At 61.0% G+C, this 25,464-nt stretch carries 25 protein-coding genes and 1 pseudogene; 9 read left to right on the top strand and 17 right to left on the bottom strand.

From position 1 onward, the window contains the following. Window position 1 precedes the first annotated feature (1 nt). The gene (gene exbB / locus BOP93_RS26495; protein WP_104505143.1) at window positions 2-976 is read right to left on the bottom strand and encodes a tonB-system energizer ExbB; all 975 of its coding nucleotides are present in this window, start codon (window positions 974-976) and stop codon (window positions 2-4) included. 189 nt (window positions 977-1,165) lie between these two features. Between exbB and BOP93_RS26490 the strand changes: the two genes are divergently transcribed. Next, window positions 1,166-2,017, top strand: a complete 852-nt coding sequence (locus tag BOP93_RS26490; RefSeq protein ID WP_104505142.1) for an SDR family oxidoreductase — start codon at window positions 1,166-1,168, stop codon at window positions 2,015-2,017. Window positions 2,018-2,144: 127 nt separating this feature from the next. Here BOP93_RS26490 and BOP93_RS26485 read toward each other — a convergent pair whose 3' ends face one another. From BOP93_RS26485 to BOP93_RS26460, 6 genes are all read right to left on the bottom strand, one after another. After that, on the bottom strand, window positions 2,145-2,885 hold the full coding sequence (locus BOP93_RS26485; RefSeq protein ID WP_104505141.1) for a hypothetical protein: 741 nt from the start codon (window positions 2,883-2,885) through the stop codon (window positions 2,145-2,147). A 56-nt stretch (window positions 2,886-2,941) separates the two neighbouring features. After that, window positions 2,942-3,322: a RidA family protein gene (locus BOP93_RS26480; protein WP_003176922.1), complete on the bottom strand. Its 381-nt coding sequence runs from the start codon at window positions 3,320-3,322 to the stop codon at window positions 2,942-2,944. Between the two features lie 39 nt (window positions 3,323-3,361). Next, window positions 3,362-5,467, bottom strand: a complete 2,106-nt coding sequence (gene spoT / locus BOP93_RS26475) for a bifunctional GTP diphosphokinase/guanosine-3',5'-bis pyrophosphate 3'-pyrophosphohydrolase (protein ID WP_104505140.1) — start codon at window positions 5,465-5,467, stop codon at window positions 3,362-3,364. Window positions 5,468-5,527: 60 nt separating this feature from the next. Next, window positions 5,528-5,791 (bottom strand): DNA-directed RNA polymerase subunit omega, encoded by a 264-nt coding sequence (gene rpoZ / locus BOP93_RS26470; RefSeq protein WP_003176920.1) that lies wholly within the window; start codon window positions 5,789-5,791, stop codon window positions 5,528-5,530. Between the two features lie 167 nt (window positions 5,792-5,958). Continuing rightward, window positions 5,959-6,579 carry a guanylate kinase gene (gene gmk, locus BOP93_RS26465; RefSeq protein ID WP_003213284.1) on the bottom strand — a complete coding sequence of 207 codons (621 nt, stop codon included), beginning with the start codon at window positions 6,577-6,579 and terminating at the stop codon, window positions 5,959-5,961. Window positions 6,580-6,589: 10 nt separating this feature from the next. Beyond that, window positions 6,590-7,453, bottom strand: coding sequence for a YicC/YloC family endoribonuclease (locus BOP93_RS26460; protein WP_104505139.1), 864 nt, complete (start codon window positions 7,451-7,453; stop codon window positions 6,590-6,592). Window positions 7,454-7,739: 286 nt separating this feature from the next. On the opposite strand from BOP93_RS26460, the gene rph reads away from it, so the two are divergent. Continuing rightward, on the top strand, window positions 7,740-8,462 hold the full coding sequence (gene rph / locus BOP93_RS26450) for a ribonuclease PH (protein ID WP_016975928.1): 723 nt from the start codon (window positions 7,740-7,742) through the stop codon (window positions 8,460-8,462). A gap of 22 nt (window positions 8,463-8,484) precedes the next feature. Next, a complete protein-coding gene (locus tag BOP93_RS26445) occupies window positions 8,485-8,853 on the top strand; it encodes a DUF4870 domain-containing protein (protein ID WP_057723312.1) in 369 nt (122 codons plus the stop codon). 60 nt (window positions 8,854-8,913) lie between these two features. Here BOP93_RS26445 and BOP93_RS26440 read toward each other — a convergent pair whose 3' ends face one another. Next, a complete protein-coding gene (locus BOP93_RS26440; RefSeq protein WP_003195493.1) occupies window positions 8,914-9,693 on the bottom strand; it encodes an exodeoxyribonuclease III in 780 nt (259 codons plus the stop codon). Between the two features lie 82 nt (window positions 9,694-9,775). On the opposite strand from BOP93_RS26440, the gene pyrE reads away from it, so the two are divergent. Beyond that, window positions 9,776-10,420 (top strand): orotate phosphoribosyltransferase, encoded by a 645-nt coding sequence (gene pyrE / locus BOP93_RS26435; RefSeq protein ID WP_057723313.1) that lies wholly within the window; start codon window positions 9,776-9,778, stop codon window positions 10,418-10,420. Window positions 10,421-10,552: 132 nt separating this feature from the next. Here the strand turns inward: pyrE and argB are convergent, their stop codons facing one another. The 4 genes and pseudogenes from argB to coaBC form a co-directional block, all read right to left on the bottom strand. After that, a complete protein-coding gene (gene argB / locus BOP93_RS26430; RefSeq protein WP_015886532.1) occupies window positions 10,553-11,458 on the bottom strand; it encodes an acetylglutamate kinase in 906 nt (301 codons plus the stop codon). A 20-nt stretch (window positions 11,459-11,478) separates the two neighbouring features. After that, a pseudogene (locus BOP93_RS26425) lies at window positions 11,479-12,882 on the bottom strand (phosphomannomutase/phosphoglucomutase); the annotation flags it as partial. Window positions 12,883-13,139: 257 nt separating this feature from the next. Then, a complete protein-coding gene (gene dut, locus BOP93_RS26415; RefSeq protein WP_104505357.1) occupies window positions 13,140-13,595 on the bottom strand; it encodes a dUTP diphosphatase in 456 nt (151 codons plus the stop codon). 5 nt (window positions 13,596-13,600) lie between these two features. Then, window positions 13,601-14,809: a bifunctional phosphopantothenoylcysteine decarboxylase/phosphopantothenate--cysteine ligase CoaBC gene (gene coaBC, locus BOP93_RS26410; protein WP_010207499.1), complete on the bottom strand. Its 1,209-nt coding sequence runs from the start codon at window positions 14,807-14,809 to the stop codon at window positions 13,601-13,603. Between the two features lie 154 nt (window positions 14,810-14,963). On the opposite strand from coaBC, the gene radC reads away from it, so the two are divergent. Continuing rightward, window positions 14,964-15,638: a RadC family protein gene (gene radC / locus BOP93_RS26405; protein WP_065893972.1), complete on the top strand. Its 675-nt coding sequence runs from the start codon at window positions 14,964-14,966 to the stop codon at window positions 15,636-15,638. Window positions 15,639-15,706: 68 nt separating this feature from the next. Here radC and BOP93_RS26400 read toward each other — a convergent pair whose 3' ends face one another. Continuing rightward, window positions 15,707-17,299 (bottom strand): ABC transporter substrate-binding protein, encoded by a 1,593-nt coding sequence (locus tag BOP93_RS26400; RefSeq protein ID WP_104505136.1) that lies wholly within the window; start codon window positions 17,297-17,299, stop codon window positions 15,707-15,709. Window positions 17,300-17,757: 458 nt separating this feature from the next. Here BOP93_RS26400 and rpmB point away from each other — a divergent pair, with 458 nt between their 5' ends. Together rpmB and rpmG are read left to right on the top strand one after the other, a co-directional pair. Next, a complete protein-coding gene (gene rpmB / locus BOP93_RS26395; RefSeq protein WP_003176907.1) occupies window positions 17,758-17,991 on the top strand; it encodes a 50S ribosomal protein L28 in 234 nt (77 codons plus the stop codon). Window positions 17,992-18,002: 11 nt separating this feature from the next. Next, on the top strand, window positions 18,003-18,158 hold the full coding sequence (gene rpmG / locus BOP93_RS26390) for a 50S ribosomal protein L33 (protein WP_003176906.1): 156 nt from the start codon (window positions 18,003-18,005) through the stop codon (window positions 18,156-18,158). 71 nt (window positions 18,159-18,229) lie between these two features. Here rpmG and BOP93_RS26385 read toward each other — a convergent pair whose 3' ends face one another. After that, window positions 18,230-18,592, bottom strand: a complete 363-nt coding sequence (locus BOP93_RS26385) for a cupin domain-containing protein (protein WP_065886947.1) — start codon at window positions 18,590-18,592, stop codon at window positions 18,230-18,232. 230 nt (window positions 18,593-18,822) lie between these two features. Between BOP93_RS26385 and BOP93_RS26380 the strand changes: the two genes are divergently transcribed. Then, a complete protein-coding gene (locus BOP93_RS26380; RefSeq protein ID WP_104505135.1) occupies window positions 18,823-20,316 on the top strand; it encodes an aldehyde dehydrogenase in 1,494 nt (497 codons plus the stop codon). Between the two features lie 367 nt (window positions 20,317-20,683). On the opposite strand, the gene BOP93_RS26370 is transcribed toward BOP93_RS26380, so the two are convergent. Together BOP93_RS26370 and BOP93_RS26365 are read right to left on the bottom strand one after the other, a co-directional pair. Continuing rightward, window positions 20,684-22,252, bottom strand: a complete 1,569-nt coding sequence (locus BOP93_RS26370) for a phospholipase D family protein (protein ID WP_104505133.1) — start codon at window positions 22,250-22,252, stop codon at window positions 20,684-20,686. Between the two features lie 61 nt (window positions 22,253-22,313). Then, entirely contained in the window at window positions 22,314-23,738 is a 1,425-nt protein-coding gene (locus BOP93_RS26365; RefSeq protein ID WP_104505356.1) for a PLP-dependent aminotransferase family protein, read from the bottom strand. 164 nt (window positions 23,739-23,902) lie between these two features. Here BOP93_RS26365 and BOP93_RS26360 point away from each other — a divergent pair, with 164 nt between their 5' ends. Next, the gene (locus BOP93_RS26360) at window positions 23,903-24,127 is read left to right on the top strand and encodes a DUF1127 domain-containing protein (protein ID WP_104505132.1); all 225 of its coding nucleotides are present in this window, start codon (window positions 23,903-23,905) and stop codon (window positions 24,125-24,127) included. Here the strand turns inward: BOP93_RS26360 and BOP93_RS26355 are convergent, their stop codons facing one another. Then, entirely contained in the window at window positions 24,128-25,420 is a 1,293-nt protein-coding gene (locus BOP93_RS26355; protein ID WP_104505131.1) for an NAD(P)/FAD-dependent oxidoreductase, read from the bottom strand. Window positions 25,421-25,464 lie beyond the last annotated feature (44 nt).

Below are 25,464 nucleotides of genomic sequence, written 5' to 3'. Positions count from 1 at the left end.
ATTACCCCACTTTCACCATGTGCGGTTGCGAGCTGCGCTCGGTAGGCAAGTGATCGAGGTCGCGGCTGACCAGCAGCAGCACTTCTGCCGAGGCATCCGACACCTGGGCCTTGTAGCCGGCAATCGAACGGGCGAAGACGTTGTAGATCACCACCGCAGGAATCGCGGCAACCAGGCCCAGGGCGGTCGCCAGCAGGGCTTCGGCGATGCCGGGGGCGACCACGGCGAGGTTGGTGGTCTGGGTCTTGGCGATGCCGATAAAGCTGTTCATGATGCCCCACACGGTACCGAACAGGCCGACGAAGGGCGCAGTGGAACCGATGGTGGCCAGCACGCCGGTGCCGCTGCTCATGTTACGGCCGCAGGCGGCAACCAGGCGCTCAAGGCGGAAGCTGACACGCTCCTTGATGCCTTCTTTTTCGCGGGTGTTGGCCGACAGGCGCATTTCTTCCAGCGCGTCGTGCACCAGGGTATTGGCCAGGGTGCCCTTCTTGGTCGCGGTCTCGCTCGCTTCCTTGAGGGTGGTGGCTTTTTTCAGGTGGACGATTTCAGTGCGCAGACGACGCTTGGCGCCCAGCAGCTCGAAGCCTTTGGCGATCCAGATGGTCCAGGTAATGATGGAGGCGATGGCCAGGCCGATCATCACGGCTTTCACCACCACGTCGGCATTCTGGTACATGCCCCACGGGGACAGGTCGTGTGCCATGCCCAGGGTGTTGTCTTCTTCCAGCACGACGCCGGTTTCGTTGGCAGGCGCTGCAGCCTGGGCCGGGTCGGTAGCGGTTGGCGCGGCGGCAGGCGCAGCCGGGGTCGCGGCATTCTGCTCGGCAGCGGTTGGAGCGGCAGGTGCGGTGGCATCAGCGAAAGCGGCGGTCGGCGCCAGCAGTACGCTGAACAGCATCGCAGCAATCGCACGCCAGGCGCGGGATGGGCTGTGACGCTTGGTTGGCGAAGCGGGGTTTGTATTACGTGTCATGCTGGCCGGACCTGAGTGAAAATAATGAGTGATCGTCCTGCCAGACCCCTGCGGGTCGAGGACAAATGGGCGGTTATTATTGCAAGTAATTCTTGTTAACTAAAGTGGCACTGTTACTTTATTTCGCTTTTTACTGGCCGTTGATCCTCTCGCGCGGCTAATCTGCGCCTTTGAGAATGGAGTTTTATGATGTCTGCGCCTTCTGTTGTGATTGCCGGTTGCGGCGATGTGGGTAGTCGGCTGGCCAGCCAATTGTTGGCCGGAGGATGGGAGGTTCATGGCCTGCGCCGCGACATTTCACGCCTTCCCGAGGGCGTTATCGGCATTGCCGGCGACCTGTTCAATAAAGACTGCCCTGAGACCTGGCCGATCAGCGGGGTGGATTACCTGGTGTATTGCGCCGCAGCCACCGACCACGACGAGGCCGGCTATCGCGCCGCGTATGTGCAGGGTTTGAAGCATGTGCTGGAGTGGTTGCAGGATTACGGCCAGGCGCCCAGGCATCTGTTGTTCGTGTCCAGCAGCAGTGTGTACGGGCAGCAGAATGGCGAGTGGGTCGACGAAACCTCTGAAACCCGGGCCAAAGGTTATTCCGGCCAGGTCATGCTCGAAGCCGAGCAGGTGGCGCTCAACAGCGGCATCCCGGCAAGCGTGGTGCGATTGACCGGCATTTACGGCCCGGGCCGTGAGTGGCTGCTGACCCAGGTCCGCCAGGGCTACCGCGTGGCGATTGACCCGCCTTTATATGGCAACCGGATTCACGCGGATGACGCGGCGGGTTTACTGGCGTTTTTGCTGCGTCATGTGGAGCAGGGCGGTTCGCTGGACAAGGTCTATATCGGCGTTGACGACGCGCCCGCACCCTTGGCCGAAGTGGTGGGCTGGTTGCGTGAGTATCTGGGCGTGACAGAGTGGTCCGAGGACGCCAGTGTGCGGCGCGCGGGCAGCAAGCAATGCAGTAATGCGCGGGCCAAGGCGCTGGGTTGGGCACCGACCTATCCGACTTACCGCGAAGGGTATGCCGCCATCCTCAAGGATTGAAACACCGTCTGGAATGTGGGAGGGGGCTTGCCCCCGATATCAGGGGGTCAGCCACCGTTGTCCTGGCTGATACACCGCTATCGGGGGCAAGCCCCCTCCCACATTTAGCTGCGTATCTGGTCGGTTATTACTTTTCAAGCAACCATTGGCGAGGGCCAGGCGTGAACTGCGGCACTTCATCCGCTTGCGCTGTGTTGATCGCCTGGAAAATTTCCAGTTGCTTGCCCTTGCGCGCAAAGATCCACGGATTGCCCACGCCGTTCAGTTGCAGCCAGATGCTGTCATAACCGCCGCTCATCGAGGCGCAATCGCCTGCCAGGCACAGGGAATAGCGGTCCACTCCAGGCAGGCCGACAATCTTGCCATCAGCCTGGAACTGTACGGTGGCGCCATTGCCGACACCGTCGGTGATCTTCCAGTCCCCGCCCATGTAGGCCGCATACAGCGCCCGCTCGAAGTTGGCGCCCAGTGGCGCGCCCTCCGGAGCCGGCTCCTTGGGGCGCATGAACAGTTGCTCAGGCTCATTGTCGTTGGCCACCTGCAGCAGCTTTTTGCCTCTGCGCTTGAGTTCGGTGGCAGCGCTGCCGTAGAACTCCACGCTCCAGGCGCCGGGCTTGTCAGTCAGCAACTTGCCTTCCGCTACTTCAAAACCGTTGTAGTAGCGTGCCTGCAAGGCCTTGGTGTTGACCTCCCATTCCAGGTTCGGGCCAAAGGTCTGCAAGGCTTCGCGCAAAGGGCCGCCCTTGGCTGCCGCATCGATGGCGGCCTGGTTGATCCAGGTCCCGCTGACATCCAGATTGGCAGGGTTGCTGGCACAGCCGCTGAGCAGCAGGGCGAGCAACGAAGAGGCTACAAGCGCTTTGCGCATGACTAAATCCTTCTGAAACAAAGTCGGCGCAGCGATTGAAGCTGCGCCGGGTGTTTTTACTCGATGACCAGAATCGCGTCCATTTCAACCTGCGCGCCCTTTGGCAGGGCAGCAACGCCGATAGCGGCGCGGGCCGGGTACGGCTGTTCGAAGTACTTGCCCATGATCTCGTTGACCTTGGCGAAGTGGCTCAGGTCGGTCAGGAAGATGTTCAGCTTGACGATGTCCTTGAACGAGCCGCCAGCCGCTTCAGCCACGGACTTGAGGTTTTCGAAGACCTGTACGGTCTGTGCTTCGAAGCCTTCCACCAGTTCCATGGTCTTTGGGTCCAGCGGGATCTGGCCGGACATGTAGACGGTGTTGCCCGCCTTGATCGCCTGGGAATAAGTACCGATGGCGGCCGGGGCTTTGTCGCTGGTGATTACTGTCTTGGTCATGAATGACTCCTTGTAATGGGCGATGGCTTGTTGGCAGGGTTATGCACGCATGCGGGTGATGCGAATCACCCCGGTCAGTGCGCGCAGCTTCTTGATCACGCGGGCCAGGTGCACGCGGTCGTGCACGCTGACCACCAGCTGGACCACGCTGATGCGCCCATCGCGTTCGTCCATGCTGATTTTCTCGATATTGCCGTCGGCCGCGTTGACGCTGCTGGCCAGCAGGGCGATCAAGCCGCGCTGGTGCTCCAGCTCCACGCGCAGCTCGACGTTGAATTCGCCGGTAACATCCTTGGCCCAGGAAAGCTGGATGCATTTTTCCGGGTTGTGACGGATTTCGGTGATGTTGCGGCAGTTGTCCAGGTGCACCACCATGCCTTTGCCCGCCGACAGATGGCCGACAATCGGATCGCCCGGGATCGGTGTGCAGCATTTGGCGTAGCTGAGCACCAGGCCCTCGGTGCCGCGAATCGCCAGCGGGCCTTCCGGGCTTGGCAACTGTTCGCCCTCGCCGAGCAGGCGGCGCGCAACCACGTAGGCCATGCGGTTGCCCAGGCCGATATCTTCCAGCAGGTCTTCGATGGTTTCCTGACGGTACTCGTGGAGCATCGCTTGCACGCGCTCCTGCGGGACCTTGTCCAGGGCGCTGTCGAAACCGTTGAGCACCTTGTTCAGCAGGCGTTCGCCCAGGCTGATGGACTCGGAACGGCGCTGCAGTTTCAAGGCGTGGCGGATGTGTGTGCGCGCCTTGCCGGTGACCACGAAGTTGAGCCAGGCCGGGTTCGGGCGTGCGCCGGGTGCACTGACGATCTCGACCGTGGAACCGCTCTGCAGCGGTTCGGACAGCGGCGCGAGGCGACGATTGATCCGACAGGCGATGCAGCTGTTGCCCACGTCGGTGTGCACGGCATAGGCAAAGTCGACCGCTGTGGAGCCTTTGGGCAGCTCCATGATGCGGCCTTTGGGCGTGAACACGTAGACCTCGTCCGGGAACAGGTCGATCTTCACGCTTTCGATGAATTCCAGGGAGTTGCCGGCACGTTGCTGCATTTCCAGCACGCCCTTGACCCACTGGCGGGCGCGGGCGTGGGTGCCCTTGGGCTGCTCATCGCCGCTGGACTTGTACAGCCAATGGGCGGCGATGCCGTTGTTGGCCATCTCTTCCATTTCGCGGGTACGGATCTGGATCTCGATCGGTACGCCGTGCATGCCGAACAGCGTGGTGTGCAGCGACTGGTAGCCGTTGGCCTTGGGGATCGCGATGTAATCCTTGAAGCGGCCGGGCAGGGGTTTGTATAAATTATGTACAGCGCCCAGCACGCGGTAGCAGGTATCGACCTTGTCGACGATGATCCGGAACGCATAAACGTCCATAATCTCGTTGAAGGCCCGGCGCTTGCCGCGCATCTTCTTGTAGATGCCGTAGATGTGTTTCTGCCGTCCGCTGACTTCGCCTTCGATCTCGTCGATCGCCAGGCAATGGCTCAGGGACTCTTCGATCTTGTTGACGATTTCCTTGCGGTTGCCCCGGGCGCGCTTGACCGCCTGGTAGATGCGCGCCGAGCGCATCGGGTGCATGGCCTTGAAGCCGAGGTCTTCGAACTCGATACGAATGGCATGCATGCCCAGCCGGTTGGCGATGGGCGCGTAGATTTCCAGGGTTTCCTTGGCGATGCGCCGGCGTTTTTCGCCGGAGAGCACTTCCAGCGTGCGCATGTTGTGCAGTCGGTCGGCCAGCTTGACCAGGATCACGCGGATATCGCGGGCCATGGCCATGGCCATCTTCTGGAAGTTTTCCGCCTGGGCTTCGGCCTTGGTCTCGAAATTCATCTGGGTCAGTTTGCTGACCCCGTCGACCAGTTCGGCCACGGTTTCGCCAAATTGCGCGCTGAGCGCTTCCTTGGCGATGCCGGTGTCTTCGATCACGTCATGCAGCATCGCGGCCATCAGGCTCTGATGGTCCATGTGCATGTCGGCAAGAATGTTTGCCACCGCAAGAGGATGGGTGACATACGCCTCACCGCTGCGACGGCGTTGGCCGTCGTGGGCTTGTTCGGCGTAGAAATACGCTCGGCGGACCAGGTTGACCTGATCGGGGCCGAGGTAGGTCGATAAGCGATCGGCGAGGGCGTCTATGCTCGGCAAAGTGTGAACTCCTGCCGAAGGCTGTGACCCCGCGCCGTGCTACGTCGACCAGGCATAGGCTTAGACGGCCTCGTTGGACTCGTCCTCGAACGCTGCAAACAGCGGTTCGTCTTCAACGATTTCAGCGTTGGCGATGAACTCGTAGCTCATCAGGCCTTCGGCGATTTCGCGCAGGGCCACAACGGTAGGCTTGTCGTTTTCCCACTGGACCAGGGGCTCTTTGCCGCCAGTGGCCAGTTGACGGGCACGCTTGGTAGAGAGCATGACCAGCTCAAAGCGGTTATCCACGTGTTCTAGGCAGTCTTCAACGGTTACGCGGGCCATGGTATTCCTCGGAGCGAATGCAAGATGCGCGCTGCCCGGTTGGGCGAGCGGACTGAGCAGTTTAAAAAATCACCAGCGTTTAGGGAAGCGCTGATTTTTCTCAGGCCCTCGCAAAACCGCTACAAGTGCCAATGTAAAGCCCTTGCAGCCGTTTTGGGAAGGGCCAATCAGCCGAGCAGTTCGGCGAGTAATTTGCCGAAACGCTGCTGTTGGCGCTTTTGCTGCAGCTGATTGGCGCGGAAAATCGCCTTCAAATCGTCCAGCGCGTGGGCAAAATCGTCATTGATGATCAGGTAGTCGTAGTCGACGTAGTGGCTCATTTCGCTGACGGCTTCACGCATGCGACCTTCGATGATCTCGTCACTGTCCTGGCCGCGGTTGGTCAGGCGCTGGTGCAAGGCTTCAAGCGAGGGCGGCAGGATGAAGATCGAGCGCGCCTTGGGCATCAGCTGGCGTACCTGTTCGGCGCCCTGCCAGTCGATTTCCAGAATCAGGTCATGGCCTTCATCCAGCGTTTGCTGCAGATGGCTTTGCGAGGTGCCGTAGAGGTTGCCGAACACTTCGGCGCGCTCCAGGAAGTCACCGTGTTCGATCATCTTGACGAACTCGGTACGCTCGACGAAGTGATAGTGCACGCCGTTCACTTCACCCGGGCGCATGGCGCGGGTGGTGTGGGACACCGAGATGCGGATCTGCTCGTCAGCGTCGGTCAGGGCCTTGACCAGGCTGCTCTTGCCCGCGCCCGAGGGGGCGGAAATGATGTAAAGGGTGCCGGTACTGTGGGTCATGGAGGTTGCCTTACTCAATATTCTGTACTTGTTCGCGCATCTGCTCGATCAACACCTTGAGGTTGACCGCCGCCGTGGTGCTACGCGGGTCGAACGCCTTGGAGCCGAGTGTATTGGCTTCGCGGTTGAGTTCCTGCATCAGGAAGTCCAGGCGCCGACCGGCGGCACCGCCGGACTTGAGCACGCGGCGCACTTCGAGGATGTGGGTGCTCAGGCGATCGAGCTCTTCGGCGACGTCGCTCTTCTGGGCCAGCAGCACCATCTCCTGCTCCAGGCGCACGGGGTCGAGGTCGGCCTGCATGTCGGCGAAGCGGTCCAGGACCTTCTGGCGCTGGGTGGCGAGCATCTGCGGGACGAGTTCGCGCAGGGTGACGACGTCCGCTTCGATCGACGTCAGGCGCTCGTTGATCAGCCGGGCCAGTTCGGCGCCTTCGCGCTCGCGGCCGGCCTTGAGTTCGTTCAGACCCTGGGTGAAGAGTGCCAGCGCCTGGGCGTTCAAGGCTTGCGGGTCGGCGGCGTCGGCCACCAGCACGCCGGGCCAGGCCAGGACTTCCAGGGGGTTCAGCGCGGCGGGCTGCTTGATCAGGCCGGCAATGGTTTCGGCGGCGGCGACCAGTTGCGCGGCGCGGTCGCGGTCCACCTGCAGCGGTTTGCCGGTGGTTTCTTCAGTAAAGCGCAGGGTGCATTCCAGCTTGCCGCGGGAAATACCCTGGCGCAACGCTTCACGTACGGCGCCTTCGAGGTCGCGGAAAGACTCGGGCAGGCGTAGATGCGGCTCCAGGTAACGGCTGTTGACCGAGCGCAATTCCCAGCTGAGGGTGCCTTGGGCGCCGGCTTTTTCGACACGGGCGAAGGCGGTCATGCTGTGCACCATGGAGGTACCTCGTGTTGGAGAAATAGAGATTGGCCAGGCCGACCTGTAGGAGCGAGCTTGCTCGCGAAAAACGCAAGGGCACCGCGCTGAATCAGGAAGACCCCGTAATCGTTGACGTTTTCGCGAGCAAGCTCGCTCCTACAGTCTGGAGGCGCAGGATTGTAGCGCAGTGGGAGGGGGGCGCCCAAATACGGGCATTCGTAACCGGATTTTTTAGAAGTGCCCCGAATCGGCTGGCGGCTCTATAATGCTCGGCAGTTTTTCGTCCTCAGTACAGGAATTCCCTATGAAACGTCCAAGTGGTCGCGCTGCCGATCAGCTCCGCTCGATCCGCATCACCCGCAACTACACCAAACACGCCGAGGGGTCCGTACTGGTCGAGTTTGGTGATACCAAGGTGATCTGCACCGTCAGCGTCGAGAACGGCGTTCCGCGTTTCCTCAAGGGCCAGGGACAGGGTTGGTTGACCGCTGAGTACGGCATGCTGCCGCGCGCCACCGGCGAGCGTAACCAGCGTGAAGCCAGCCGTGGCAAGCAAGGCGGGCGTACCCTGGAAATCCAGCGTCTGATCGGCCGTTCCCTGCGCGCTGCCCTGGACATGTCCAAGCTGGGCGACGTGACCCTGTACGTCGACTGTGACGTGATCCAGGCTGATGGCGGCACCCGTACCGCGTCGATTACCGGCGCCATGGTGGCCCTGGTCGACGCACTGAAAGTGATCAAGAAGCGCGGCGGCCTCAAGGGCGGTGACCCGCTCAAGCAAATGATCGCCGCCGTCTCGGTCGGCATGTACCAGGGCGAGCCTGTGCTGGACCTGGACTACCTGGAAGACTCGGCCGCCGAGACCGACCTGAACGTGGTCATGACCAGCACCGGTGGTTTCATCGAAGTGCAGGGCACCGCCGAAGGTGCGCCATTCCAGCCGGCCGAGCTGAACGCCATGCTGGCCCTGGCCCAGAAAGGCATGACCGAAATTTTCGAACTGCAAAACGCCGCACTGGCTGACTAAGCCGGCCCTCAGGAGAAGCGCGATGAATGACAGCCAGTTACCGGTTCCGGCACCGTCCAGGGAAGTACGCCAGTTGGCGATGTTGTGTCATTTCGCGGCGTTTGCAGGGTTGGTATTCCCCTTCGGCAGTTTGTTGGGACCGTTGATCCTGTGGCAGTTCAAGAAGGACGTGGACCCGCTGATCGATGATCAGGGCAAGGAAGCCCTGAACTTCCAGATCACGGTGGCGATCGCCTGGCTGGTGTGCCTGTTGCTGGGCTTCGTGGTCATCGGCTTTTTGTTGATGACCGTGCTGGTGATTGGCGCGTTGATACTGACGATCATTGCCGGTATCAAGGCGAATAAGGGCATCGCCTACCGTTATCCGTGGACTTGGCGCCTGATCAAGTAAACGGGTTGCCCACAAAAAAACCGACATCACTGTCGGTTTTTTTGTACCTGGAGAAAGACCTCAGATGGTCAAGGTCCAGTCGTAGTCCACGATCAGCGGCGCGTGCTGCGAGAAGCGCGGCTGGCGCGGCAGGCGTGCACTGCGCACAAATCGGCGCAGACCCGGGGTCAGCAGCTGGTAGTCGAAACGCCAACCCAGGTTGAGCATTTCGGCCTGTTCGTTATCCGGCCACCAGCTGTACTGGTCGCCTTCACGGCTGACTTCGCGCAGGGCGTCGACATAGCCCATGTTGCCGACAATCTCGTCCATCCAGGCCCGTTCCGGCGCCAGGAAGCCCGGGGATTGCTGGCTGTCGCGCCAGTTCTTGATATCCAGCTTCTGTTGCGCCACGTACAGCGAGCCACAATAAATGTACTCGCGACGTTTGCGTCGCTGTTTATCCAGATAACGGGCGAAATCGTCCATTAGCTTGAATTTCTGGTTCAAGTCTTCATCGCCGTTCTGCCCCGAGGGAAGCAGCAAGGTCGCGATGCTGACCTTGTCGAAATCGGCTTGCAGGTAACGCCCGTAGCGGTCGGCTGTCTCGAAGCCGAGGCCGCTGATGACCGCCTTGGGTTGCAACCGCGAGTACAAAGCCACGCCACCTTGGGTGGGCACTTCGGCATCGCAGGCATAAAGGAAGTAGCCATCCAGTTGGAAGGCTGGGTCGTCCAGTTCAAAGGCGGAGGCGCGGGTGTCCTGCAGGCAGATGACGTCGGCATTCTGTGCTTGCAGCCAACTGAGCAAACCACGCTCGACTGCAGCCTGAATACCATTAACGTTCACACTGATGATCCGCATAAATGGCCCCAAAAATCGCGTGCGTGTATGATACACGCCGTCCACCTAATTAGCTAAATCCGTGGTATCTGAGGCTTTTTTCATGCAGGCGTATCAACGCGATTTCATTCGTTTTGCCATCGATCGCGGGGTTTTGCGCTTCGGTGAGTTCACCCTCAAGTCCGGGCGCACCAGCCCGTATTTCTTCAACGCAGGCTTGTTCAACTCCGGCTCGGCCCTGGCTCAGCTGGGGCGTTTCTACGCGGCCGCCATTGTTGAAAGCGGTATTTCCTTTGACGTGCTGTTTGGTCCGGCCTACAAGGGCATTCCCCTGGCTGCGGCGACGGCGGTGGCCCTGGCGGAACATCATGGGCAGGACCTGCCGTGGTGCTTCAACCGCAAGGAAGCCAAGGCCCATGGTGAAGGTGGCAGCCTGGTCGGAGCCCCGTTGACCGGCGATGTGCTGATCATCGATGACGTGATCACCGCCGGCACCGCGATCCGCGAAGTGATGCAGATCATCGCCTCCCAGGACGGCGCCAAGGCCGCCGGTGTGCTGATCGCGCTGAACCGCCAGGAGCGTGGCAACGGTGAGTTGTCGGCGATCCAGGAAGTGGAGCGTGATTTCGGCATTCCGGTGGTGAGCATTGTGTCGTTGAACCAGGTGTTGCAGTTCCTGGAGGATGATCCGCAGCTCAAGCAGCACCTGCCGGCGGTCAAGGCATACCGCGAGCAGTTCGGCGTCTAAACCAGAAGTATTGCAGGCGCAGTCAAATGTGGGAGGGGGCTTGCCCCCGATAGCGGTGGATCAGTGCTGGATACTCCAACTGATACGCCGCCATCGGGGGCAAGCCCCCTCCCACATTTCTTTTCAGCGTTTTTAAGGACGCTTGCGATTACTGATCAGCGTACCCACACCCGTGTCGGTGAAGATTTCCAGCAGGATCGCGTTCGGCACACGGCCATCCAGGATCAACGAGCTGCCGACGCCGCCTTGCACGGCTTCCAGTGCACAACGAATTTTCGGCAGCATGCCGCCGTAGATGGTGCCATCGGCGATCAACTCGTCCACTTGTTGTGTGGTCAAGCCGGTCAGCACCTTGCCTTCCTTGTCCATCAGGCCGGCGATGTTGGTCAGCAGCATCAGCTTTTCAGCCTTCAATGCCTCGGCCACCTTGCCCGCCACCAGGTCGGCGTTGATGTTGTACGACTCACCGTTGGCGCCCACGCCGATCGGCGCGATCACCGGGATGAAGTCACCCTTGACCAGCAGGTTGAGCAGGTCGGTGTTGATGCCGATCACTTCGCCCACCTGGCCGATATCGATGATTTCCGGCTGGGTCATTTCCGGTGTCTGGCGCGTTACGGTCAGTTTTTTCGCGCGGATCAGTTCCGCGTCCTTGCCGGTCAGGCCAATGGCGCTGCCGCCGTGGCGGTTGATCAGGTTGACGATGTCCTTGTTGACCTGGCCACCGAGTACCATCTCCACCACGTCCATGGTCTGCGCGTCAGTGACGCGCATGCCATCGATGAAGTGACTCTCGATCGACAAACGCTTGAGCAGGTCGCCGATTTGCGGCCCACCGCCGTGGACGACAACCGGGTTGATCCCCACGGCTTTCATCAGCACGATGTCGCGGGCAAAGCCGGTTTTCAGCTCGTCGCTTTCCATGGCATTGCCGCCGTACTTGATCACCAGCGTCTTGCCGACGTAGCGTCGAATGTAAGGCAACGCTTCGGACAGGACCTTGGCGGTGTTGGCAGCGGCTTCGCGTTCGAGGGTCATTCAGGGCTCCGGTAGAAAAATCAGAACGGTAATTGGAGATCAGGGGCAACACGTTTCAACTGGACGTGAAAGACGTCCTTGATGCGCTGCAACTCAGCCTCGGTATCCGCCTCGAAACGCAGCACCAGCACCGGTGTGGTGTTGGACGCACGAACCAGGCCCCAGCCTTTGGCGTAATCGACTCGCACACCATCAATGGTGGTCAGGTTGGCGCCTTCGCCCCATTGCGCATCGTGCAATGCGTCAATGATGCTGAATTTGCTCTCCTCGGTCACATGGATATTGATCTCTGGCGTAGAAATATCATTCGGGAAGGTCTGAAACAGCGCTTGCGCGGTGGATTTTTCCTTGCTGAGGATCTCCAGCAGGCGCGCAGCGCTGTAAATGCCATCGTCGAAACCGAACCAGCGCTCCTTGAAGAATACGTGACCGCTCATTTCGCCGGCCAGCAAGGCACCGGTTTCCTTCATTTTCTTTTTGATCAACGAGTGACCGGTCTTCCACATCAGCGGGCGACCGCCGTATTCCTTGATCAGCGGCGTGAGGCGACGAGTGCACTTCACGTCGAAGATGATTTCGGCGTTGGCGTTGCGCGCCACCACGTCACGGGCGAACAGCATCAGCAGGCGGTCCGGGTACACGATTTCGCCGGTTTCGGTCACCACGCCTACGCGGTCGCCGTCGCCGTCGAAGGCCAGGCCGACGTCGGCGCCCACTTCCTTGACCTTGGCGATCAGGTCCACCAGGTTTTCAGGCTTGCCGGGGTCCGGGTGGTGGTTGGGGAAGTTACCGTCGACGTCGCAGAACAGGGGAATCACTTCACAATCGAGGGCTTCGAGCAATTGCGGAGCGATCACGCCGGCCGCGCCGTTGCCGCAATCCACCACCACTTTGAGGCGGCGGGCGAGTTTGACGTCGCGGGTGATTTCGTCGGAGTAGCGCTGCAGGATGTCGACCTTGGTGATTCTGCCGGTGCCGCTGCTCAGGTCGTTGGTTTTCAGGCGAGTGTGCAGGGCCTGGATCTGTTCGTTGGCGAGGGTGTCGCCGGCGATAACGATTTTGAAGCCGTTGTAGTCCGACGGGTTGTGGCTGCCGGTCAGCATGACGCCGGACTTGCCGGCCAGGACATTGGCGGCGTAATACAGCGCAGGCGTGGGCACCAGGCCGACGTCGCTGACATGGCACCCGCTGTCCGCCAGGCCCTGGATCAGTTGCTCCACAAGCTCCGGGCCGGACAGGCGACCGTCACGACCGACCGACACGTTCGGCTCGCCCTGGGCCAGGCTCTGTGAGCCGATGGCGCGGCCGATCCAGTAGGCGGTTTCGGCGGTCAGGGTCTTGGGCACCACGCCACGAATGTCATAGGCACGGAAGATGCTGTCGGGAAAGCTCGGGGCTACGCGGGCTGCGGTACTCATCGCGGGGGGAACTCCATCTGAAAGGGGGCAAGGCTGGCCTGATGTGGCTGGCCGGCAGGCTCAAACTGAAGGGTATGACGACGTTTTCGGCAGAGAGTTCGTGGTGTAAAAATGCCATCGGCGCTTCGGTCCTGCGCTCATTCCTGCGTAACCTATTGATTTTATTTAATAAAATCCGCTGATAATTTTCGCGCATTCTTCATCCTGAAAAACCTGGCGGTGGCGTCTGGCCGGGCAATTGCGCCCGGCCCTGTTCAGCTTAGTCAGTGACTGCCGGAATGCCCAAAACCACCTGCGCCGCGCTGGGTTTCGTCGAATTCCTGCACCAGTTCGAACTGCGCCTGGACCACCGGCACCAGCACCAGTTGGGCGATACGCTCGCCGACCGCAATGTTGAACGCGGTCTGGCCGCGGTTCCAGCACGACACCATCAATTCGCCCTGGTAGTCGGAGTCGATCAGGCCCACCAGATTGCCCAGCACGATGCCGTGTTTGTGGCCCAGGCCGGAGCGCGGCAGGATCAGGGCCGCCAGGCCCGGGTCGCCGACGTAGATCGACAGGCCGGTGGGGATCAGGATCGTCTGGCCCGGCTCCAGGACCGTGTCCTGCTGGAGCATGGCGCGCAGGTCCAGGCCGGCGGAGCCTGGGGTGGCGTAGGCCGGAAGGGGGAATTGGCCACCGATGCGTGGGTCGAGGATCTTGGCTTGCAAAGCGTGCATGGACATTAAACCTGGTTCAGCCGTTGGGCGATAAAAGAGATCAGTTGGCGGGCAATCTTGCCCTTGCTGGTCTGGGCGAAAACGGTGGCGTGCAACTCGCGGTCGATCACGCTGATGGCATTTTCCTCACTGTTGAAGCCGATGCTCGGGTTGGCGACATCATTGGCAACGATCAGGTCGAGGTTTTTGTCCTTCAATTTGCGCGCGGCGTAGTCCAGCAAATGTTCGGTCTCGGCGGCGAAGCCGACGCTGAACGGACGATCCGCACGTGTGGCGATGGTGGCCAGAATGTCAGGGTTGCGCACCATTTGCAGGAGCAGACCATCGCCGCTTGTAGGGTCTTTCTTGAGCTTTTGCGGTGCAACGACTTCCGGCCGGTAGTCCGCAACCGCTGCCGAGGCGATGAACAGGTCGCACGGAATCGCCGCTTCACAGGCCGCCAGCATGTCGCGGGCGCTGACTACGTCGATTCGGGTCACACGATCGGGCGTCGGTAAATGCACCGGGCCGGTGATCAGGGTGACACGTGCGCCTGCCTCAACCGCAGCTTCAGCCAGGGCGAAGCCCATTTTTCCTGAGCTATGGTTGGTGATGTAGCGCACCGGGTCGATGTTTTCCTGGGTCGGGCCCGCGGTGATCAGTACGTGTTTGCCGGTCAGGGCCAGGTGCTGGAAGCATTCGGCGGCACACAGCGCCAGGTCGGTGGCTTCGAGCATGCGGCCCATGCCGACGTCACCGCAGGCCTGGCTGCCGGACGCCGGGCCGAAGACCTTGAGGCCACGGCTTTGCAGGAGTTGGGTGTTGGCCTGGGTGGCCGGGTCGCGCCACATGGCCTGGTTCATCGCCGGGGCAATGGCGACGGTGGCGTCGGTGGCCAGTACCAGGGTGGTCAGCAAGTCATCGGCGATGCCCTGGGCCAGGCGCGCGATCAGGTCGGCGGTCGCCGGCGCGATGAGCACCAGGTCGGCCCATTTGGCCAGTTCGATATGGCCCATGGCAGCTTCGGCCGCCGGGTCCAGCAGGTCCAGGTGAACCGGGTGGCCGGACAAGGCCTGCATGGTCAGCGGGGTGATGAACTCACTGCCACCACGGGTCATGACCACGCGCACTTCGGCGCCCTGGTCCAGGAGCCTGCGAACCAGTTCCGCGCTCTTGTAGGCGGCAATGCCGCCGCCGACGCCGAGAACGATGCGTTTCCGATACAGACGCTGCATTGGTTTGCCTTTCCAGTTCAGTGAAGCCAGTTCAGTGACGCCTGCGATGACCCCTCCCCAGGTGAAATCGCATGCAAAAAAGAGGGCCTACGATAACACAGCGTCCGCCCGGCAACAGCGGCGCATACGGCGTACATCATGGAAAGGAGGTGGGATGAGTATTCGCAATTGGCCTGCTGCCGAGCGGCCGCGAGAGAAGCTGTTGGAGTGGGGCGCGGCCAGTCTGTCCGATGCCGAATTGCTGGCGATTTTCCTGCGCACCGGCGTATCCGGCAGGAGCGCCGTGGACCTGGCGCGCCATCTGCTGGCGCAATTCGGTGGGTTGCGCCCGCTGTTGGAGGCGAGCCAGGCGCTGTTCAATCAGCAGCTGGGCCTGGGGCCGGCGAAGTTTGCCCAATTGCAGGCGGTGCTGGAAATGTCCCGGCGCCACATGGCCGAGCGCCTGCGCAACGATTCGGTGCTGGAAAGCCCGCTGGCCGTACGCGAATACCTCAAGGCGCTGCTGCGTCATGAGTCTCACGAAGTGTTTGGCTGCCTGTTTCTCGACTCCAAGCATCGGGTGCTGGGTTTCGAGGCGCTCTGCGAAGGCACCATCGATACCGCCCTGGTCTATCCCCGGCAAGTGGTCAAGCGTGCGCTGGCGTACAACGCGGCAGCGTTGATCCTGTGCCACAACCATCCTTCGGGAAGCGTGGATCCAAGTCCCGCTGATCGAAAACTGACCAAAATTCTACAAAAGGCCCTGGAAATGGTGGACGTGCGGGTGCTGGATCACATCATCGTGGGCGATGGTGATCCGTTGTCGATGGCGGAATACGGATGGATGTAGGGGGCAGTTGCAAATTTAAAGCTGCAAGCCACAAGTCGGCTTGCAGCTTGCAGCTTGCAGCTTGCAGCTTAAGGCTTGACGCTGACCTTGGAATAATCCTGCCGGCCAAACGGGCTCACCTGATAGCCCTCGATATTTTTGCGTGTCAGGGCAAACGCCGTGGGATGCGCCAGGGGCAGCCACAGGGCCTGCTGCTGGATCTGCGCCTGGGCCTGCTGGTAGAGCTTGCTGCGCACGCCCTGTTCGCTGGTGGTCTTGCCGGCGCTGATCAGCTTGTCCAGCGCAGGGTCGCAGTAGCGGGCGAAGTTGGTACCGGATTTGACGGCTGCGCAGGAAAATTGCGGGGTCAGGAAGTTGTCCGGGTCGCCATTGTCACCGGCCCAGCCCATGAAGAGCAGGTCGTGTTCGCCGGCTTTGGCGCGGCGAATCAACTCGCCCCACTCGATCACGCGGATGTCGGCCTGGATGCTGACCTTGGCCAGATCGGCCTGCAGCAACTGAGCGCCAAGATTCGGGTTGGGGTTCAGCAGGCTGCCGGTAGGGCGGGTCCAGATCGTGGTTTTGAAGCCGTCCTTGAGGCCGGCGCGGTTCAGCAGTGCCTTGGCTTTGGCAAGGTCTTGTGGATAACCCGGCAAGTCCTTGGCGTAGCTCCAAGTATTGGGTGGGTAGACACCATTGGCCGCTTCGGCGGTGCCTTCGAATACCGCCTTCAGGTAGCTGCCTTTGTCAAAGGCCAGGTTGATCGCCTGGCGTACCTCGGGCTTGTCCAGTGGCGGGTGCTGGCTGTTGATGGCGACGAAGGCTGTCATGAAGGCGGCGGTTTTTTCCACCTTCAGCGCCGGGTCTTTTTCGGCCTCGCCCACATCCAGGGGCTTGGGCGACAGGGCGATCTGGCACTCGTCGCGATGCAGTTTCTGCAGGCGCACATTGGCATCCGGCGTGATGGCGAAGATCAGATTATCCACAGTCGGTTTGCCGGCGAAGTAGTCCGGGTTGGCCTTGTAGCGCACCACCGCATCCTTCTGGAAACGCACGAAAACGAACGGGCCGGTGCCAATGGGCTGGCTGTTGAGCTTCTCCGGGGTGCCGGCCTTGAGCAGTTTGTCGGCATATTCGGCCGGGTAGATCGAGGCAAAGCCCATGCTCAGCGCGGCAAGAAACGTGGAGTCGGCGTGATCAAGGGTGAAGCGCACGGTCAGCGGGTCGAGCGCGTCGATCTTCTTGATCAGCGCCGGCAATTGCAGGGATTGCGCGTGGGGAAAGCCGCTCTGGGCAATCTTGTGCCACGGGTTGGCCGGGTCGAGCATGCGTTCGAAGCTGAAGCGCACGTCTTCGGCCGTCAGGGTGCGGCTCGGGGTGAAATACTCGGTGCGATGGAATTTCACGTTGGGGTGCAATTTGAACGTGTAGGTCAGGCCATCCGGGGAGACGTCCCAGCTGTCTGCCAGGCTCGGCACCAGCTTGCCGGCGGTAGCGTCGTAGTCCACCAGACGGTTCATCAGCACATCCGCCGAGGCGTTGGTGGTGGTCAGCGAGTTGTACTGCACCACGTCGAACCCTTCGGGGCTGGCCTCGGTGCAAACGCTTAAATTGGTGGCGGCAACGGCCATCGGAGCGATGAAAAGGGGAGCTAGCAATAGCGGGAGGGCAGCGAGGCGCATATTCGGTTTCCTGTGCAGATCGAAGGCCCATCTGCGAGTGCAGTCTGGAAAAGCCCTACCGTAGTGGCCTGTTGATTAAATGACTAGCCCATTTTTGCCTGTGCTTTTGGCCAAAATGCTGTTTTGATGGCGCCTCAGCGCGTTTCAACGTGCAGGTCAGAGTGCTTGCAGGCGCTGAAAATCATTCTGTGCGACGAGCGGTCGGCTGTTACAGCGGCCCCTCCTGGCAACGGTTCAGGCGCCAATGGCCGAGATTTACTCAGGTAAAAACACACTCGCTGTTGTTGCACCTGGGTCTTTCTGGTATAAAGCAGCGCTCTTTTCTAGGGGCCCGGTTCCTTCGCTTGTAGGTGTAGCCGGTAAGACCCTAAAGAAACGCGGCGCCTGGCGCCAAATGACTGAGAGATTAAGCGGCCAACCCATGCCGGGTTGGGCATGTGGTTTTAGAGGGCTGAGGCATGTCGAGAGTCTGTCAAGTTACCGGTAAGGGTCCGGTGACTGGGAATAACATTTCCCACGCAAATAACAAAACCCGTCGTCGTTTCCTGCCGAACCTGCAGCATCACCGCTTCTGGGTTGAAGAAGAGAAACGTTTTGTTCGCCTGCGTGTATCTGCCAAAGGCATGCGTATCATCGACAAGCGTGGCATCACTGTCGTGCTGGCCGAAATCCGCGCCGCCGGCAAGATCTAAGGAGCTCTATCATGCGTGAATTGATTCGAATGATCTCTAGCGCCGGTACTGGTCACTTCTACACTACCGACAAGAACAAGCGTACTACCCCGGACAAGCTCGAAAAGAAAATGTTCGACCCGCGCGTTCGCAAGCACGTGATCTACAAAGAAGGCAAAATCAAGTAATTGATTTCCTTCCTTGTGAAAAAAAGCCCGTATCTCACGATACGGGCTTTTTTTTGCCTGGAATGCGCTGATCAGGCTTTCTGTTCGAACACCACGTAGATCTTGCGGCACGCTTCCAGCACTTCCCAGGTGCCGCTGAAGCCGGCCGGGATGACGAAGCGGTCGCCGGCGCGCAAGGTTTTGGCATTGCCTTGGGCATCGCGCAGTACGGAAACTCCCTGCACGATCTCGCAGTATTCATGCTCGGTGTAATTGACCGTCCACTGCCCGACTTCGCCTTCCCAGACGCCCGCGTTCATTTGCCCGCAGGGGCTGTTGTAGTGGTTGTAGATCGTCTGTTCAGGGTCGCCCTTGAGGATTTTCTCGGCGGCAGGGCGATAGCGATCGGGGGCGGTATTGGCTTGGCTGAAATCGACGATGTCCTGGATGCTCATGTGCTTATCCCGTCTGGCCTGCGTTTGGAGAGGCCAAAGTCTATGTTTATTAAAATGAACATCGCAAGGGCGTTTGCCGCCGTTATGTCAAATATATTGAAACATCCCCAGCCGCTGGTTTAGGGTGGCAAGTGCCTTGAGCCGAACAGCAGGCTGGCCAGGCAAGCATTCGTGGAGGCGCCGGGATCAATCTTCCAGGCCCTTGTATCCAATAAGAGGAGCAGACTTGCATGACCACCCTGACCCGTGTCGACTGGGAACAACGCGCCAAGGACCTGAAAATCGAAGGCCGCGCGTACATCAATGGCGAGTACACCGCCGCCGTTTCCGGTGACACGTTCGAATGCATCAGCCCGGTCGATGGTCGTCTGCTCGCCACCGTGGCCAGCTGTGACGCCGCCGACGCCCAGCGTGCCGTGGAAAACGCCCGTGCCACTTTCAATTCTGGGGTCTGGTCGCGCCTGGCACCGGCCAAGCGCAAGTCCGTCATGATCCGTTTCGCCGCGCTGCTCAAGGCCAATGCCGAAGAGCTGGCGCTGCTGGAAACCCTGGACATGGGCAAGCCGATCAGCGACGCGCTGAACATCGACGTCCCCGGCGCGGCCAATGCCCTGAGCTGGAGCGGCGAGGCAATCGACAAGATCTACGATGAAGTGGCGGCCACGCCCCATGACCAACTGGGGCTGGTGACCCGTGAGCCCGTCGGCGTAGTCGGTGCGATCGTTCCGTGGAACTTCCCGCTGATGATGGCCTGCTGGAAGCTCGGCCCGGCGCTGTCGACCGGTAACTCGGTAATTCTCAAGCCGTCGGAAAAGTCCCCGCTGACCGCCATCCGTATCGCCGCCCTGGCCGTTGAAGCCGGTATTCCAAAAGGCGTGCTCAACGTGCTGCCGGGCTATGGCCACACCGTGGGTAACGCGCTGGCGGTGCACATGGACGTGGACACCCTGGTGTTTACCGGGTCCACCAAAATTGCCAAGCAGCTGTTGATCCGCTCCGGCGAATCGAACATGAAGCGCGTGTGGCTGGAAGCTGGCGGCAAGAGCCCGAACATCGTGTTTGCCGATGCGACGGACCTGCAAGCCGCGGCCAACTCCGCCGCCAGTGCCATCGCCTTCAACCAGGGTGAAGTCTGCACCGCCGGTTCGCGCCTGCTGGTGGAGCGTTCGATCAAGGACTCCTTCCTGCCGCTGGTCATCGAGGCCCTCAAGGGTTGGAAGCCTGGTAACCCGCTGGACCCTGCCACCAACGTGGGCGCGCTGGTGGACACCCAGCAGATGAACAACGTGCTCTCGTACATCGAGGCGGGCCATGCCGATGGCGCCAAGCTGGTCGTTGGTGGCAAGCGCACGCTGGAAGAAACCGGTGGCACCTACGTCGAGCCGACCATTTTCGACGTTGTGACCAACGCCATGAAAATTGCCCAGGAAGAAATCTTCGGTCCGGTACTGTCGGTAATCACCTTCGACAGCGCCGAAGAAGCCATCGCCATCGCCAACGACACCCAATATGGCCTGGCGGCGGCGGTGTGGACCGCGGATATTTCCAAGGCGCATCTGACTGCCAAGGCGCTGCGTGCCGGTAGCGTGTGGGTCAACCAGTACGACGGCGGCGACATGACCGCTCCGTTCGGGGGCTTCAAACAGTCGGGTAACGGTCGCGATAAATCGCTGCATGCGTTCGACAAATATACCGAACTGAAGGCGACCTGGATCAAGCTGTAACCCTGCTGGAAACAGCGCAGGGCAACTGTGGGAGGGGGCTTGCCCCCGATGGCGGCCTCTGGGCCGATCAGGATGTTGGATCAGATCGAGTACATATCCGTTTCTGCGGTCACGGCTGCTAATGGTTCCGCTTTTACAGCGGCTCACTTTTGAAAAGCGCAAAAGTAAGCAAAACGCTCTTGCCCCACCACTCGGCACCTCGCCTGCGTTCGGCCAGCGTGGTTTAACGGGGCGCCTGAGATCAAAAGCAGATCAAGATCAAGAGCGACTCGCTTCGCATCGTGGTTACGGTTGAGCGCTACAGAGTTGTGTAGATACCTATGGCAATCGGGGGCAAGCCCCCTCTCACATGGGGTATACCTGATTTCTAGAGCATGCGCTCCAGGCCGACACTGGTGGCGAACCAGGCATTGAACCGTCGCCACCAACTACCGGGCTCCCGGGTCAGGGTGTGCAACTGGCCGTTATCTTCGGTCTCCCACACGATCTGCCCGTCCTGCAATTTCGCCTCGTAGCTCAGCGCCGGCGCCATCCCTTGCAGCGCCAGGTTGCGTACGTGCTCCGCCAGTTCCGGGCTGTCCACCAGTACGCCGACTTCGGTGTTCCACAGCACCGAGCGCGGATCGAAATTGAACGAGCCGATAAACGATTTTTCCCGATCGAAAATCATCGCCTTGCTGTGCAGGCTGGAGTCGGAGCCGTGCAAGCTGCCGCGACGAAACAGGTGCGGCCCGCTGCTTGCGCTGGGGTCGCCGGGTTGTCGACGCAGCTCATAGAGTTTCACGCCATGCTCCAGCAGCGCCTTGCGATAGGGCGCGTAGCCGCCGTGCACGGCGGGTACATCGGTGGCTTCAAGGGAGTTGGTCAAAAGGTTCACCGACACGCCCGCATCGGCGCGGCCCGTCAGGTACACCAGCCCGGGCGGCCCGGGAACGAAGTACGCCGAAATCATGATCAGCTCACGGCTGACGCCCTCCAGCTCCGGCGCCAGTTGCGTGGTGAGGAGCAATTGCGGGTCCGGGTCGGCCCTGGCCAGCACCTTGCTCGGGGCATCCCACAGCGCCTGGTTCCAGGCCCAGATCAACTCGCGACGCCAGATATCCATGCGCGGCTGGGTCTGGTAGGTGCGCAGGCGGTTATACAGGGCGTGGTTCTGCTGGCGCGATTGAGTCAGCGAGGCCTCCAGGCGCCCACGCGCGACAGCGAGGTCGATCCTGGAAGGCATCGTTGAGACAAACTCATCAATAGGCTTGCTCAGCGCGCTGTTCCAGTATTGATCGAAACTGTGACCCAGTTGCTCGGCCACCGGCCCGACACTGAGCATGTCGATATCGGTGAAATTCAGGTTGGGTTCGGCATCGAAATACTCATCCCCCAGGTTGCGCCCGCCCACGATCGCCACGCTGTTGTCGGCCAGCCACAGTTTGTTGTGCATGCGCCGGTGTTGCAGCGAGAGGTTGAACAGGCGCCCCATGGCACGTGTCACCCCGGTGCTGCGCCCCAGGTGCAGCGGGTTGAACAGGCGAATGTCGATGTTGGGGTGGGCGGCAAGCGTCGCGATGATCTGGTCGAGCCCGTCGCTGGTGGTGTCGTCCAGCAGGATGCGCACGCGCACGCCGCGGTCGGCGGCCTTGAGCAGTTCATCCACCAGCATGCGCGTGCTGATACCGTCATGCACGATGTAGTACTGCAGGTCGAGGCTGGTCTGGGCGTTGCGGATCAGTTCGGCGCGGGCCATGAACGCTTCGCTGCTGTTGGGCAGCAGGCGAAAGCCGGAGCGGCCCTGATACGGTGCCGCCTGGGCCTGGATCGAACGGCCGAAGGAGGACTGCGCCGCCGGTAGCGCATCACTCGGCACGCGCGGTGTGTAGGCCGTCGCGCAGCCACCCAGTGCCAGTGCTCCCAACAGGAAAAGCGGTAAAAGCCGTTTAATCATCAAGGAAGCGGCATCCAGGTCAGGCGTTTGTCGGCATATGACGGCAATTGCTCGGAAAAGGTCAGTTTGCCGCTTCGGCCAGCAGGGCGTGCGCAGCGGTACCGACCTTGCGCACCGCCTCTTCAATCTGCGGCGTCGGTTTGGCAGCGTAGTTCATACGCAGGCAGTTACGGTATTTGCCGGATGCAGAAAAGATGCTGCCTACGGCCACCTGGACGCCTTGGTCCATCAGCGTACGGTTGAGCTTGAGGGTATCGAAGCCCTCCGGCAATTCTATCCACAGCATAAAACTGCCCTGGGGCCGGCTGGCCCGTGTGCCCGCGGGGAAGTAGCGGCTGACCCAGTCGAGCATCAGGTCGCGATTACGCTGGTATTGCGTGCGCATCCGGCGCAAATGCGGTTCGAAATAGCCGCCCTTGAGAAATTCCGCAATCGCAATCTGCGGCTGGGTGGCGGTCGAGCCCGTGCTGATGTATTTCATGTGCAGCACCCGGTCCAGGTAGCGCCCCGGCGCGACCCAGCCAATGCGCAGGCCGGGCGCCAGGGTCTTGGAGAACGAACTGCACAGCAGGACGCGGCCGTCTTCGTCGAAGGATTTGATCGTGCGCGGGCGAGGGTAGCTGTAGGCCAGTTCACCATACACATCGTCCTCGATGATCGCCACGTCGAAGCGCTGGGCCAGAGTCAGCAGCGCGCGCTTGCGTGCCTCCGGCATGATGTAGCCCAAGGGGTTGTTGCAGTTGGGAGTGAGCTGGATAACTTTGATCGGCCACTGTTCCAGCGCCAGTTCCAGGGCTTCAAGGCTGATGCCGGTGATGGGGTCGGTGGGGATCTCCAGGGCTTTCATGCCCAGACCCTTGAGGGTCTGCATGGCGCCGTGGAAACTTGGCGAATCCACCGCAACGATATCGCCGGGCTCGCAAATCGCGTGGATGCTGGCGGACAGCGCCTCGTGGCAGCCGGTGGTGATGACGATGTCCTCGGCCGTCAATTGACAGCCGGAATCCAATGACAGTCGCGCAATTTGCTCGCGCAACTCCATACAGCCAAGAATGTTGTCGTAATACAGCCCGGGCAGATCCTGCCGGCGACTGACACGTGCCAGGCTGCGAAGCAACGGTTTGAGAGTGGGCGACAACACATCCGGCATGCCTCGGCCCAACTGTATGGTGTCCTTGCGCGGCACGGCACGAATCAATTCCAGCACCTGGTCCCACTGGGAAATCTCTACCGGCCGCTGGGCCGGGCGACCCACCTCGGGCAGCGCCGGCAGTTCACGGCCCGCCGGCACAAAATAGCCGGACTTGGGCTTGGGCATCGCCAGGCCATTGTCTTCCAGCAATCGATAGGCTTGCTGCACGGTGCTCAGGCTGACCCCGTGTTCCACACTCAACGCGCGTACGGAAGGCAGACGGTCGCCGGGGCGATAGAAGCCTTGTTCGATGCGGGTGCCCAGCAATTCGGCAAGGTTGACGTAAAGGGTCACGGCGGTCACTCCCAGCAGACCAGTACAGATAGGGGCAAAATACAGGATTCAGCCGTGCATAGGCAGTGTCTGTATGGATTTAATAAAGGGAGGCTGAATCTGTATTGGTTTTGCTCGCTCGCTCATTCTAGTCACTCAGGCGGCAAGCTAACGAGGGATGGAAAATGAATGGCATGAGCGATGTGCGGCTGGCGTTACATAGCCAGGAACTGGAAGCCGAGCAGGAGCGGGCGCCAACTCTGCCTGGCGAAAATCGGTGGAGCCTGTTCTGGCGCCACCGTCATACACGCAAGGCCTTGCTCACGCTGACGCCAGAGCAATTGCGCGATGTGGGGCTGACGGCAGAGCAGGCACGCCATGAAGGCTTGAAGGCTTTCTGGCGCGATTGATCAGACCAGTTCCTTGAGGCGGTGCCAGAGCATCCCCAGGGCCAGCAGCGGCGAGCGCAAGTGTTTACCACCCGGGAAGGTCATGTGCGGCACTTGGGCGAACAGGTCGAAGCGCCCTTGTTGCTGGCCGCTGATGGCTTCGGCCAGCAACCGGCCTGCCAGGTGTGTGGCGTTGAGACCATGGCCTGCATAGGCCTGGGCGTAATACACATTGGGTTGATCCGCCAGGCGCCCGATCTGCGGCAACCGATTGGCGCCGATGCCGATCATGCCGCCCCACTGGAAGTCGATCTTCACGTTGGCCAATTGCGGGAACACTTGCAGCATCTTTGGCCGCATATAGGCGCCAATGTCGCTCGGGTCGCGCCCGGAATAATGGCAGGCGCCGCCGAACAACAGGCGGCTATCGGCGGACAGGCGGAAATAGTCCACCGTTACCCGCTGATCGCACACCGCCATGTTCTGCGGCAACAGGCTGGCGGCTAGCGCTTCGCTCAAGGGTTCGGTGGCGATGATGTAGCTGCCGGCGGGCAATATCTTGCCACTCAAGTGCGGGTTGAGGTCATTGAGGTAGGCGTTGCAGGCCAGCACCAGCGTGCTGGCGTGTACCTGGCCCTGGGCGGTGTGCACTTTGACCTGCGCGCCGTAGTCGATGCGCGTCACCTCGGACTGCTCGAACAGCTTCACGCCCAACTGCTGCGCGACGCCGGCTTCACCCAGGGCCAGGTTCAGCGGGTGCAGGTGCCCGGAGCCCATGTCGATCATCCCGCCCACATAGCGGTCTGAACCGATCACGCTGGCCATCTCGCCGGCTTCCAGCAGGCGTACTGGATGGCGATAACCCAGGCTGCGCAGCTCTTCGGCGTCTTCGGCGAGGCCCTGCAGGTCGCGGGGCTTGTTGGCGAGGTCGCAGTAGCCCCAGGTCAGGTCGCAGGGGATCTGGAAGCGCTCGACGCGCTCGCGCACGATCTCCACCGCTTCCAGGCCCATCAATTTCATCTGGCGCACGCCGTCGGTGCCGATCACCTTGGCGAACTGGTCAAGGCCATGGCCGACGCCGCGAATCAGCTGCCCGCCGTTACGCCCACTGGCGCCCCAACCGATCTTGCGCGCTTCCAGCAGCACGACGCTGAAGCCGCGCTCGGCCAGTTCCAGGGCGGTGTTGAGCCCGGAATATCCCCCGCCAATCACGCAGACATCGGCGCGCACCTCACCCGTCAACGCCGGGTAATCGGGGTGCGGCACGCTGCTGGCGGCGTAGTAGGACGCGGTGTGCCGGGCGCTGGCGATCATGGGGGCCTCCCTGTTTGGAAAATTTGACGCAGGATACAACGGTC

The organism is Pseudomonas orientalis (genome assembly GCF_002934065.1).
GTDB lineage: Bacteria > Pseudomonadota > Gammaproteobacteria > Pseudomonadales > Pseudomonadaceae > Aquipseudomonas > Aquipseudomonas orientalis_A.
The sequence above is the reverse complement of the archived record's forward strand: the minus strand, read 5'-3'. Positions and strand labels throughout refer to the sequence as shown.

Coding starts and splice junctions, on each gene's coding strand:
- BOP93_RS26440 (WP_003195493.1), bottom strand. CDS start 9,693: ATGCGGATCATCAGTGTGAACGTTAATGGTATTCAGGCTGCAGTCGAG.
- BOP93_RS26485 (WP_104505141.1), bottom strand. CDS start 2,885: ATGCGCAAAGCGCTTGTAGCCTCTTCGTTGCTCGCCCTGCTGCTCAGC.
- rph (WP_016975928.1), top strand. CDS start 7,740: ATGAAACGTCCAAGTGGTCGCGCTGCCGATCAGCTCCGCTCGATCCGC.
- argB (WP_015886532.1), bottom strand. CDS start 11,458: ATGACCCTCGAACGCGAAGCCGCTGCCAACACCGCCAAGGTCCTGTCC.
- exbB (WP_104505143.1), bottom strand. CDS start 976: ATGACACGTAATACAAACCCCGCTTCGCCAACCAAGCGTCACAGCCCA.
- BOP93_RS26400 (WP_104505136.1), bottom strand. CDS start 17,299: ATGCGCCTCGCTGCCCTCCCGCTATTGCTAGCTCCCCTTTTCATCGCT.
- gmk (WP_003213284.1), bottom strand. CDS start 6,579: ATGACCCACAGTACCGGCACCCTTTACATCATTTCCGCCCCCTCGGGC.
- BOP93_RS26360 (WP_104505132.1), top strand. CDS start 23,903: ATGAATGGCATGAGCGATGTGCGGCTGGCGTTACATAGCCAGGAACTG.
- dut (WP_104505357.1), bottom strand. CDS start 13,595: ATGCACGCTTTGCAAGCCAAGATCCTCGACCCACGCATCGGTGGCCAA.
- BOP93_RS26460 (WP_104505139.1), bottom strand. CDS start 7,453: ATGGTGCACAGCATGACCGCCTTCGCCCGTGTCGAAAAAGCCGGCGCC.
- BOP93_RS26355 (WP_104505131.1), bottom strand. CDS start 25,420: ATGATCGCCAGCGCCCGGCACACCGCGTCCTACTACGCCGCCAGCAGC.
- radC (WP_065893972.1), top strand. CDS start 14,964: ATGAGTATTCGCAATTGGCCTGCTGCCGAGCGGCCGCGAGAGAAGCTG.
- BOP93_RS26445 (WP_057723312.1), top strand. CDS start 8,485: ATGAATGACAGCCAGTTACCGGTTCCGGCACCGTCCAGGGAAGTACGC.
- rpmB (WP_003176907.1), top strand. CDS start 17,758: ATGTCGAGAGTCTGTCAAGTTACCGGTAAGGGTCCGGTGACTGGGAAT.
- BOP93_RS26380 (WP_104505135.1), top strand. CDS start 18,823: ATGACCACCCTGACCCGTGTCGACTGGGAACAACGCGCCAAGGACCTG.
- BOP93_RS26480 (WP_003176922.1), bottom strand. CDS start 3,322: ATGACCAAGACAGTAATCACCAGCGACAAAGCCCCGGCCGCCATCGGT.
- coaBC (WP_010207499.1), bottom strand. CDS start 14,809: ATGCAGCGTCTGTATCGGAAACGCATCGTTCTCGGCGTCGGCGGCGGC.
- BOP93_RS26370 (WP_104505133.1), bottom strand. CDS start 22,252: ATGATTAAACGGCTTTTACCGCTTTTCCTGTTGGGAGCACTGGCACTG.
- BOP93_RS26490 (WP_104505142.1), top strand. CDS start 1,166: ATGTCTGCGCCTTCTGTTGTGATTGCCGGTTGCGGCGATGTGGGTAGT.
- rpmG (WP_003176906.1), top strand. CDS start 18,003: ATGCGTGAATTGATTCGAATGATCTCTAGCGCCGGTACTGGTCACTTC.
- BOP93_RS26385 (WP_065886947.1), bottom strand. CDS start 18,592: ATGAGCATCCAGGACATCGTCGATTTCAGCCAAGCCAATACCGCCCCC.
- rpoZ (WP_003176920.1), bottom strand. CDS start 5,791: ATGGCCCGCGTAACCGTTGAAGACTGCCTAGAACACGTGGATAACCGC.
- pyrE (WP_057723313.1), top strand. CDS start 9,776: ATGCAGGCGTATCAACGCGATTTCATTCGTTTTGCCATCGATCGCGGG.